The organism is Bacillaceae bacterium S4-13-56, from assembly GCA_040191315.1.
GTDB lineage: Bacteria > Bacillota > Bacilli > Bacillales > JAWJLM01 > JAWJLM01.
On sequence record JAWJLM010000059.1, the window covers coordinates 17,229 to 28,160 of the forward strand.

General features: G+C 39.1%; 9 protein-coding genes. 6 read left to right on the forward strand and 3 right to left on the reverse strand.

Going from position 1 to position 10,932, the window contains the following annotated elements; all coding sequences use genetic code 11:
- Window positions 1–132 precede the first annotated feature (132 nt).
- Window positions 133–1,572, forward strand: a complete 1,440-nt coding sequence (proS, locus tag RZN25_13965) for a proline--tRNA ligase (GenBank protein MEQ6377922.1) — start codon at window positions 133–135, stop codon at window positions 1,570–1,572.
- A gap of 451 nt (window positions 1,573–2,023) precedes the next feature.
- Here the strand turns inward: proS and RZN25_13970 are convergent, their stop codons facing one another.
- Window positions 2,024–2,800, reverse strand: coding sequence for an alpha/beta hydrolase (locus tag RZN25_13970; GenBank protein MEQ6377923.1), 777 nt, complete (start codon window positions 2,798–2,800; stop codon window positions 2,024–2,026).
- A 295-nt stretch (window positions 2,801–3,095) separates the two neighbouring features.
- Complete coding sequence (locus tag RZN25_13975) at window positions 3,096–3,302, reverse strand: zinc ribbon domain-containing protein (GenBank protein MEQ6377924.1); 207 nt, start codon at window positions 3,300–3,302, stop codon at window positions 3,096–3,098.
- A gap of 127 nt (window positions 3,303–3,429) precedes the next feature.
- On the opposite strand from RZN25_13975, the gene RZN25_13980 reads away from it, so the two are divergent.
- From RZN25_13980 to RZN25_13995, 4 genes are all read left to right on the forward strand, one after another.
- Complete coding sequence (locus RZN25_13980) at window positions 3,430–4,107, forward strand: class I SAM-dependent methyltransferase (protein ID MEQ6377925.1); 678 nt, start codon at window positions 3,430–3,432, stop codon at window positions 4,105–4,107.
- 334 nt (window positions 4,108–4,441) lie between these two features.
- Window positions 4,442–4,909 carry a GNAT family N-acetyltransferase gene (locus tag RZN25_13985; GenBank protein ID MEQ6377926.1) on the forward strand — a complete coding sequence of 156 codons (468 nt, stop codon included), beginning with the start codon at window positions 4,442–4,444 and terminating at the stop codon, window positions 4,907–4,909.
- A 271-nt stretch (window positions 4,910–5,180) separates the two neighbouring features.
- Entirely contained in the window at window positions 5,181–5,879 is a 699-nt protein-coding gene (locus RZN25_13990) for a TraR/DksA C4-type zinc finger protein (protein ID MEQ6377927.1), read from the forward strand.
- Window positions 5,880–6,380: 501 nt separating this feature from the next.
- Window positions 6,381–6,665, forward strand: coding sequence for a DUF1232 domain-containing protein (locus RZN25_13995; GenBank protein ID MEQ6377928.1), 285 nt, complete (start codon window positions 6,381–6,383; stop codon window positions 6,663–6,665).
- On the opposite strand, the gene ligD is transcribed toward RZN25_13995, so the two are convergent.
- Complete coding sequence (gene ligD, locus RZN25_14000; GenBank protein MEQ6377929.1) at window positions 6,648–8,408, reverse strand: DNA ligase D; 1,761 nt, start codon at window positions 8,406–8,408, stop codon at window positions 6,648–6,650. The genes RZN25_13995 and ligD overlap by 18 nt on opposite strands.
- A 122-nt stretch (window positions 8,409–8,530) precedes the next feature.
- Here ligD and RZN25_14005 point away from each other — a divergent pair, with 122 nt between their 5' ends.
- Window positions 8,531–9,424, forward strand: a complete 894-nt coding sequence (locus RZN25_14005) for a Ku protein (protein MEQ6377930.1) — start codon at window positions 8,531–8,533, stop codon at window positions 9,422–9,424.
- The last annotated feature ends 1,508 nt before the right edge of the window (window positions 9,425–10,932 follow it).

Below are 10,932 nucleotides of genomic sequence, written 5' to 3' on the forward strand. Positions count from 1 at the left end.
GTCCCTTATTGGGATGGAGGTTTTTTTGCTGGAAAAAAGGAGAACAATGATAGAAAGCAGAACTCCTTTACATAATGAGTCACCAATTGGAATTTCATAGATACATTAGATATAGAAAAGAGGGTGAAAGAAATGGGTAAAAAGAAAAAAGAGTTTGTAGAAGAAATAACAGCAATGGAGGATGACTTTGCCCAATGGTACACGGATGTTGTGAAAAAGGCTGATCTTGTGGACTATGGTATGGTGCGAGGGACAATGATCATTCGTCCCTATGGATATGCTTTATGGGAGCATATTCGAGATGCGTTGGATCAAAAAATTAAGGATACAGGACATGAAAACGTGTATATGCCACTCTTTATTCCTGAGAGTCTCTTACAGAAGGAAAAGGATCATATTGAAGGATTTGCTCCAGAGGTTGCATGGGTAACCCATGGTGGAGAAGAAGAGCTTGCAGAAAGAATTTGTGTCCGTCCAACCTCTGAGGTTCTTTTCTGTGATCATTACAAGGATATTATTCATTCCTATCGGGACCTGCCAAAGCTTTATAACCAATGGAGCAATGTGGTTCGTTGGGAAAAAACAACACGTCCATTTTTACGTTCCTTAGAATTCTTATGGCAGGAGGGTCATACTGCACACGCAACGGATGAAGAGGCAATGGAAGAAACTCGAAAGATGCTAGAGGTTTATGCAAGCATTTGCGAGGATTACTTAGCAATCCCTGTCGTACGTGGACAAAAAACGGAGAAAGAAAAGTTTGCTGGTGCCAAGCTAACCTATACCATTGAAAGTTTAATGCATGATGGGAAGGCGCTTCAAGCTGGTACTTCTCACCACTTCGGAACAGGTTTTGCGGAAGCCTTTGGCATTCAATATAGTGATCAAAATGGCGAACTTCAATATGTTCACCAAACATCATGGGGATTCACTACTCGTTCCATAGGCGCGATGATCATGGTACACGGTGACAATCGAGGATTGGTCATTCCACCACGTGTGGCACCAACTCAAGTCATGATCCTGCCTATCGCTCAACATAAGGAAGGTGTTTTGGATCACGCTTATGGATTGCGTGATTCATTGAAGAGTGTTGTAAGGATCGATATTGATGCGAGCGATAAAAGCCCTGGCTGGAAATTTAATGAATACGAAATGAAGGGGATTCCATTACGTCTCGAAGTAGGTCCTAGAGATATGGAGAACAATCAGGTTGTTTTAGTGCGTCGGGATACAGGTGAGAAGATAGTGGTTCCGAATGCCGAACTTGAAGCAAAGGTAGTGGAACTGTTAGAGGATATTCAAAAGAATTTACTTGAAAAGGCCCAAAAGCATCGCGATACTCACACTTCAGAAGCTCAAACTTTAGAAGAACTTGACCAAAAGCTGAAAGAAAATCCAGGTTTTGTGAAGGGTATGTGGTGTGGAGACCTGGCTTGCGAAGAAGAAATTAAAGAAAAAACACAGGCTACCTCAAGATGTATCCCATTTGAGGGTGACTCCATCGGTAATACTTGTATCGTATGTGGCAAGAAAGCAAAAGATTTGGTTTACTGGGCAAAAGCTTATTAATAATATGGTGGTGCGCTTGGATATTAGGTCCAAGCGTTTTTTTATGGTATAGGTTGCGCTTGGGTAACGCCTAACTAAGCTCAATTTTTTTCTTATATGCGCGCTTTAAGTCCTCTATGCGCTAGATTCTACCCTTATGCTCGGAAAAGAAGGAGGGTATGCTCAAAAATAAAGGTTTTATGCTCGGGAATTTTTGATTAATGCTCAAGTATCCTTTTCAATGCTCAAGATTAAGAGAGTAGGGGCATTTTTATTATTTTATGCTCAAATCTCTTCCGTTCTATGCTCAACTTATTTCATTTTAAGCGCGGATATTTTCATACAATGCTCATGTTATAAATGGCAATGCTCAAATCTGTAACTATAAGGGCATTTTTATTATCTTATGCTCACCCCAAAGTCTAAGAAATGGAATCATATGCGCACCTACTTTTTTAAAAAAAGCTCCTTTTTATCCAGAGGAACTACTTGCATCAATGTATTTCTTTTGAAACGTATCAATTAACCGGTTTGCCGTATACATCTGTTTAGTAGGTATTTGATGGGTAGCATGAGGAATTATTTTTTTGTACATATGAGAGTTACCGTTGTAAAAATCTTCGTGGGCTTTGATCCACTTAATCTTTGTTCCATAAACCAAGAGAGTGGGAACTTTAATAGAAGTTAATTCATCCACGCAATCGTAGTGTAAAGATTGATTGTAAAAGTGATACCAATTAGCGACATTTGCTTTCATCATATGTTTAAACAAGATTCTTTGTACAGTCCGGTCTGTGGTATGACTTTTGGCTAATATTTTGGCAAGTATTTCAGGGTTTGACTCCAGCATTTTCATTCCTATTCTAAATTGTAGGGCAAGGGTTTTAGTTGCTACACAAGGAAAGCCTCCGAACAAAATCATCCCTTTCACCCGTTCTGGATAATGGATGGCTAAATGTTGAGCAATTGATCCTCCAGCTGAATATCCGAGGATAGTAGCCTGCTGCAACCCCTCTTGATCTAGAATAGATAGAATTTCCTTAGCGTAGGAATCGATAGTAGGAACCCCAGTTTTCATGAGACTGTCCCCATGTCCACTTAAGTCGGGAATAAGGAGTTGGAATGAGCTTTGCAATGGATATTGAAAATGAAAGACTTTCCGCCCCATACCAGGGGGATGAATGAATATGATGGGCGACCCTTCTCCTATTGCATCATAAACAATAGTGTCTTCAGTACTTGATGGCATTTCCGAATCACTCTTTCTTTATTTTTCTATAGTGTGCCACAAAGCGTTTCATATTATGGATTGTTATATGAAAACGGAGGCTGTGGCCATTACTTTAGCTTTGCCATCTCCTAATTCCAAAATTCTGTACAACCAACAAGTAGTATAAACAGAACGACGAAAATGAATAATAAGGGTCCTACTTTTCAAAAAAATCCAGCCTAAAAAGTTTTGTTACAACTTTCTCCGTCAATCTTTATGAAAACGTGTCCTTAATAATGAAACAGCTTGGGTTTCCCCAAACTGTCTAGGATGATCAACCAAAGAAAAAGTCTAAAACATTTCCTCCAATTGAACTGTCTTGATTATAAAACTCTGAATATCCACAATTCTTACAGTACACAACAGTAAAACGGTTATTTTGAATATCAAACATCTTGGAAAGTCCCGTTCCTGTCATGGCTACTTCTTTTTGCCCGGCATCCTGACTCCCACATTTGATACAGCCTTTATTTTCATCCATTTGATCAACCTCCTTATGAAATCCTTATTAATTTGTACGAAAATGCTATAAAAAAGTTTCACCCATGTTTGCTAAAAAGCATCCCTCCGAATACACTTAATAATAATAATGACAAGGGGGAAGCTAGATGACATTTGATTGGCATCGTGAAGCGGAAAAGCAATGGGATGGACGTGCGTCGTTTTGGAATAAAAACAGTAAATCGATGTGGGATGAAGGGAGTAGGAAAACCATTATTCCAAAATTTGAAAACCATGTTCCCAAAGGGGCAAAAGTAGCAGACTTAGGTTGTGGAGATGGTTATGGATCATACTTACTACATAATCGAGGGTATAAAGTCATTGGATTAGATCTTTCGAAAGAGATGATTGATAAAGCCAATGAACGTTTAGAAGACCAAACTCTTCACTTTATTCAGGGAGATATAACCTCATTGCCATTTGAAAGCGAATCCTTTAACGCGGTTTTATGTGTAAATGCTATGGAATGGGTGAGACATCCAATAGAAGCACTAATGGAAATGAAGCGGATTGTAAAACCTGGTGGTAAACTCCTTATAGGAATATTAGGACCAACAGCCAAGCCAAGGGAAAATAGTTATCCAAGACTAAATGGGGAAAAAGTAATTTGTAATACCATGATGCCATGGGAGTTTAGACAATTAGCCTTAGAAAACGGTTTGAATGTTATTGATGGACATGGTGTTTATAAAAGAGAGGTACGGGACCAACATATTAATGGATTACCGGAGGAACTAAAGCAGGCCTTAACATTCATGTGGGTGTTCGTGTTAGAGAAAGAGTAGATGACATGTCCAATCCATCGTCTGGAGATAATTCATCATGATCGAACATGGGAACAAATGTCTCCGTATGCGTCCAGACCAATGAACATCCTTAGTTCATTGTCAAAAACTGAAGCGATATAGGAAGGATAAAAGATTACTATCAGCTGCTATTCAAATTCGATTGAGACCTTACTTCATTAGAAATGGAGAATCAATAGTGTTTTCCCCATGGTCAAGTGGACGATTATGCATCTAAAGAATTAATCCAACTATCACATTGATGTAGAATAATTGACAACCTTTAGAAAATCCATAACAATGAATAAAAAATAGAAGCTAGGAGTGGCAGTCATTGGAGTGGATTTGTAAAAGCTTTAATGAGTTATCAAATGATGAATTGTACCAGATTATGAAAGCTCGTGTGGAAATTTTTGTTGTGGAACAGGAATGTCCATACCCTGAGCTTGATGGACATGATCAAGTTTCACAACATCTTTATGGAATAGAAGATGGACAAATTGCTGTTTATGCTCGTCTTGTTCCAAAAAACACAAAATACAAAGAGGCATCTATTGGAAGAGTGATTGTAACCCAGCCATTTCGCGGTAGGGGCTATGGTCATCAATTAATGGAGAAATCGGTTGAGTTTTTAACGAAAGAATGGAACGAAACAGTGATCAAGTTACAAGCTCAAGAACATCTAAGGAATTTTTACGGGGCACACGGATTCGAAGTCATTTCAGAACCGTATATGGATGATGGAATTCCTCATGTAGATATGCTTTATCCCGCATTAACGAGCAGTAATACCCCCACCTAAGTAAAAATAAGAAGAGTAGTTGGGGATAAAAATAAAACATTCATCCTTGTTGGTGAAGCTTGCTTCATAAATGTCCGATTGGTTGGGTGGGACTTTATTTCTGTTTAGTTTTTGAGTTGGAAAGGGAAATATTCTTTATAAGTCCATGAAAATTTTGTAGATTAGTGAGTAATATTGGATTTACACACATTCGTTGGAATAGGTAATAACCGTTAGTCTCGCACATACTAAAAATGCTCCACAAAAAACTGACGTCAGGAGGTTGGTGGGAGTGTTATCAAAAGACCAAACGGAACAGTTAAAACAATCTTTGCTTGAACAAAAAGCAGAGTTAGAAGAACATAATAATGATTTTGGTATGGATTATGAGTTTGTGAAAGAATCCATGAGCGAACTTTCCAATTATGATAATCATCCGGCTGACCATGGAACAGAGCTTTATGAAAGAGAAAAGGATATTGCACTTCAAGAACATGAGGAAAAAGAAATGCAGGATATTCAACAGGCTCTGCAAGCTATGGAAGACGGATCGTATGGTAAATGTGAAATCTGTGATGCCGATATTCCTTTTGAACGGTTGGAAGCTATACCAACAACGAAAAGATGTAAGGAGCATGCCGAAAATCGTGAGGCATCAAGAGATCGTCCAATCGAAGAAGAAGTGTTACATTCAAGTGTGAACAAAAGTGAGCGGGAACCTGATGCTTCAACGAACTTTTTTGATGCGGAGGATGCATGGCAAAGTGTGGCCATGTATGGTACTTCAGAAACTCCGTCTGACTTTTATGAGGACAAGGAACATTATAATGAGATGTATTTCCGTTCTGAGGACTTAGTCAGCAGTGTGGAGGAATATGAAGGCTTTCTCCTTACCAATGACGAGGGTCATTATATCGGTGTTAATGAAGATCATGAAGCCTACGAAGATTTCTTGGATGAAAACGATGTTCACTCCATTTTATATGATTAGATTTGAAGGGCTCGTTGATAGACGAGCCCTTCTTTTGCTTGGAGATTCTGTTCTCAGCCTATGTTCAGGCGTATGAGCTTTTGATGCTACTTAGGTGCTAAAGTGATTCTTTATGTGAGGTATTTACTAGTTGCGTGACGTTTTTAAAAATTTAGGTGCTAAAACTCACGATTTTAGTGACGCTTTTTGGAGGCATAGTGACAAATATTTTGTTTCAGTTGGCTTAAGTGCTAAAAATACAGTTTAGGTGCCAGCAAATCAGGGCTATAGTGCCAAAATCAAAATTTGAATTTACGTAAAAATTCCCGATTTAAAGTTTAAGTGCTAATAAATCATAATAAGTGCCAAGCCGGCTGTTTTAGTGATAACAATTTTTGGGGAATGTGACGATATCGTGACACCCTAATCAGGGGAAAACAAGTTTGAGTGCCAAGCTACTCAAATGAGTGCTAAAATCTAAATATAAGAACTGCTCAAAAATTGGAAGGAGGCTCTTCCCCCATGATACGTTTTGCCAGAAGACTGAAATTTTTATTTAATATCAAAAAATCCATTCCGTTTTTAATTGAATTTTTCTTATCCAAAGAAGTCACCTCATCTAAAAAATGGATTTCGTTAGGGTTTATTGTTATTTACGCTATTCTTCCATTTGATCTCATTCCCGATTTCATAGTAGGCCTGGGTATTGTCGATGATTTAACAATACTCACTCTTGTACTTCAACAGATTATAAAAATGGCACCTGATTCCTTGAAAGAAAAACATGGACTAATCCCACGTCAATAACATGGGACAACCTTTCTCTTCAACTCGTTGTGGAACATTAAAAATCGTAAACTGAGTGGGATCCAAGTTCTCATTAACCTCCTCCCAAAATAACGGGGTCGCCACGGTGGCATGTTCGGAGGCCCGAGGTGAATAAGGAGCAATGATTGTTTTCCCAGCAGCATGTTGAATATAATCTATGTAGACGCGTTCTCCACGATTCTTCTTCATTCTTTCAATGGTAAAATACTCTGGATGTTTGTCTACAATTACATTAGCAACGGCTTCTGTAAATTCTCGGGTTTCATCAAAGGTCATTGGTTGATTTTTTAATGGAATATGAACTTGAAGACCTTTTCTTCCAGAAGTTTTAGCAAAGGAGTAGTATCCCATTCCTTCCGTCATTTCATGAATTAGTTGAGCTGCAAATACAGCGATTTGAAATTTCTCTACAGACGGAGGATCCAAATCGAACACAATCTCATCTGGCATTTCTTCACCCAGTCTTTGAAAAGGAACATGATATTCAATAGTTCCTTGATTCCCAAGCCAAATAAGCGAAGCTAAATTCTCACAACCGATAAAAAATTCTTCTTCTCCTTCTAATTTCCAACCTTTCACGAATTCAGGTGCATAGTCTGGTAAATGCTTTTGATAAAATGATTGTTGATGAATTCCATCTGGATAACGAATTAAAGTAAGAGGTTTTTTGTTCAAACGTTCAAGCAAAAAAGGGGCCATAACTCTTAAGTAGACAAGTAAATCCTGTTTTGTTGCCCTTGGGAAAAGCTCTTTGTCAGGATTTGTAACCTCGACCTCTAATGGCATTTGAGCCAAGCCGTAGTTCACTCGTTCAGTTGTACACTCTTCTACGTCTACATCAAAACGGAATCGATCAAATATCGGTTCACGCAATTCCCCTGGTGTTGCTCCCAAGCAGTGAACATCCATGGGAATGGCTGGAGGAATAGTCCATATCCCTGTGGCAGCCTTTTTCCCTTTATCTTTAATAAAGGCAGAAAGAGTGGAGACTTCTTCTGAAGAAAATCCGTGTTTCACCCTACCTAAAGATGTTCTATTGGTTAAACCCAATGCATAGTAGCCATTATTTTCATCCCAAGCCTGAAGAAATCCAGTAACAGTCTTCCAATTTTTAATCTTCAACCATTGCCTGGACCTTTTCCCATCTTCATAAAAACTTTGAGTTCTTTTAGCTACTATCCCTTCTCCACGGTGGATATAAAGTTTTTCCCATAATTCACTCAAACTTTTCCATGCCTCAACAAGGTTAATCCGGTTTGAAAAGTGAAAATCGTTCCATCCTAATTCTTTAAAAAGTTCTTCTAATTTTTTTCGCCGTTCAAAAAAAGTTCGTTGGCAAAAATCCGCCCCTTCAAATTGCACAATATCAAAAGCCATAAAAGTAGCTGGACGACTTTGCACGTCTTTTATCCTTGCCTCGGTTTTGACACGGCTTCTGGTCTGAAGCAAAAAGAAATTAGTTTGAATCGAGGTATTAAGTATTACTAGCTCTCCATCTAATAATAAGGGAAAGTGTTTTTTTGCTTTTTCTATGTATGATTGAGCCCAGTCTTTGATTTCAGGAAAAGCTGCCGTCAAATCCTTCCCATTACGGCTGATGAGACGAAACCCTTTCTCAGTCCACTCTAACAGGCAACGGAATCCATCATATTTTACTTCGTAAACCCAATCTTTTCCTTTAGGAACATCTTCGGAAAGAGTGGGAAGCATTGGTTTGTACATCGATAATTCCTCCTCAAGCAACTTTTCCCATAGGGTTATTTTTACTCAGAAGTTGTATTTTTATCACAGAGAGTGAAGATGATAAGAAATAAGAAAAACTTGATAAAAAAGGAGATGGTTCAATGCACACCATGTGGAAAGGAACCATAAGCTTTGGACTTGTAAATATACCAATTAAGCTGCATGCAGCTACAGAGGATAAAGATGTGAAATTGCGTCAACTCCATAAAGAATGTCAATCTCCGATTAAATATGAAAAGGTTTGCCCGGTATGTGATCGTGAAATTGGTAATGACGAAATTGTAAAAGCGTATGAGTATGTCAAAAATAAATTTGTAGTTTTAGAAGATGAGGAACTAAAAGAACTTCAAGATGAGGTTGGAGAAAAGGCTGTTGAAATTGTTGACTTCGTTCAATTAGAGGACATTGATCCAATCTATTTTCAAAAAAGTTATTATCTCTCACCGGGAGATGGAGGGGTAAAAGCTTATGCTTTATTGCGTAAGGCTCTAGAGGACTCTGGAAAAATCGGGGTAGCTAAAATAGTGATTCGAGCGAAGGAGCAGCTTGCAGTTGTACGTGTGTATAAAAACACCATTGTAATGGAGACCATTCATTATCCAGATGAAGTGCGCGGTGTTGGTGAGGTTCCGAATATTCCTGATGTGGGTGAAGTATCGGAGAAAGAACTTGAGACTGCTAAGATGTTAATCGATCAATTAACTACAGAATTTGAGCCGGAAAAATATCATGACGAGTATCGTACGGCTTTAATGGAGCTTATCGAGAAAAAGAAAGCAGGAGAAGAGGTCACAACGGGAAAGGTTCCACCAAAGAAAGACAACGTCATGGATCTCATGGAGGCATTACAAGCATCCTTGGAAAAAACCAAAGGAAAAACGACTGGGGCCAAAGAAATGCCTGCAGCTAAGAAAAAGCTTGCTACTGGATCAAAAACAAAAGAGACCCCAGTTACCGATAAGAAAACAAAGAAGAAAGTGCTTAAGAGTTCATAATGATATTTGATAAAGATGATTCTTCTCATTAGAGAGGAGTCATCTTTTTTGATGAAATGGTTTAGCTGCTGAAGGTGATGGCAGGGCACCTAAATGAATATTTTATCACGCAAACAAGTCAAGTAGCGCCCAACCTTCTCAACAGGGAAAAAGTCGTCACTTAAAACCCCTGAACTGTCACATAGAAAAGGAGAATATGGCTCCCAAACAAGGTTAGTAGCACCCAAGCAAATTGAATAACGCTCAAATTAAGAAAGCGTCACTTTGAATAAGATTACCGTCACTTAAAACAGGGACTTTGGCACTTAGAATCAAGAAAGCGGCACTGTAAATATAAAATCGACACCCAATGAGTTTTAGTAGCACATAATTGGATCAAAAAGCACGAAATTATCCAAACAATCATGATAGTAAGCAGTTTGGGACAGAGTATCTATTTTAAATTTCTCTCACTTAAAATTAATTGTAAAATAAAATCAAAATACCAAAACTTTTTCGTGGTGTGCTATGTCTAATGGGTACAAAACGGTAAGCATGAGGTTTGGGGAAGGGTCAACGTGTCAGATTTAGATCTTTTATTAGTGAAAAAGGCAAAAAAGGGTGATGAACATGCCTTTATGGGATTATCCTAATGCGCTTGAAAAAGATATTAAAATAAATTGAAATAGTTAATGTAAAAAGGGCGCCCTGGGTGTCCTTTTTGTCTTAGTGAGGGTGCTCTATGTTGGATGAAACATATAACAGCTCACGCTCGGCAAAGTTAAGGTGTTCATAGCCAACATGAAACCTATAACAGCTCACGCTCGGCAAAGTTAAGGTGTTCATAGAGGTGATGAAGCCCATAACGGCTCACGCTCGGGAGAGTTATGGTGTTCATAGGCGTGATGAAACCCATAACCGCTCACGCTCGGTAGAGTTATGGTGTTCATAGCCAACATGAAACCCATAACCGCTCACGCTCGGTAGAGTTATGGTGTTCATAGCCAACATGAAACCCATAACCGCTCACGCTCGGCAGAGTTATGGTGTTCATAGCCAACATGAAACCCATAACCGCTCACGCTCGGCAGAGTTATGGTGTTCATAGCCAACATGAAACCCATAACCGCTCACGCTCGGCAGAGTTATGGTGTTCATAGCCAACATGAAACCCATAACCGCTCACGCTCGGCAGAGTTATGGTGTTCATAGCCAACATGAAACCCATAACAGTTCACGCTCGGTAGAGTTATGGTGTTCATAGCCGTGATGAAACCCATAACCGCTCATGCTCGGCAGAGTTATGGTGTTCATAGCCAACATGAAACCTATAACGGCTCACGCTCGGGAGAGTTATGGTGTTCATAGCCAGCATGAAACCTATAACAGCTCACGCTCGGCAAAGTTAAGGTGTTCATAGAGGTGATGAAGCCCATAACGGCTCACGCTCGGGAGAGTTATGGTGTTCTTAGCCAGCATGAAACCCATAACTGCTCACGCTCGGTAGAGTTATGGTGTTCATAGCCAAC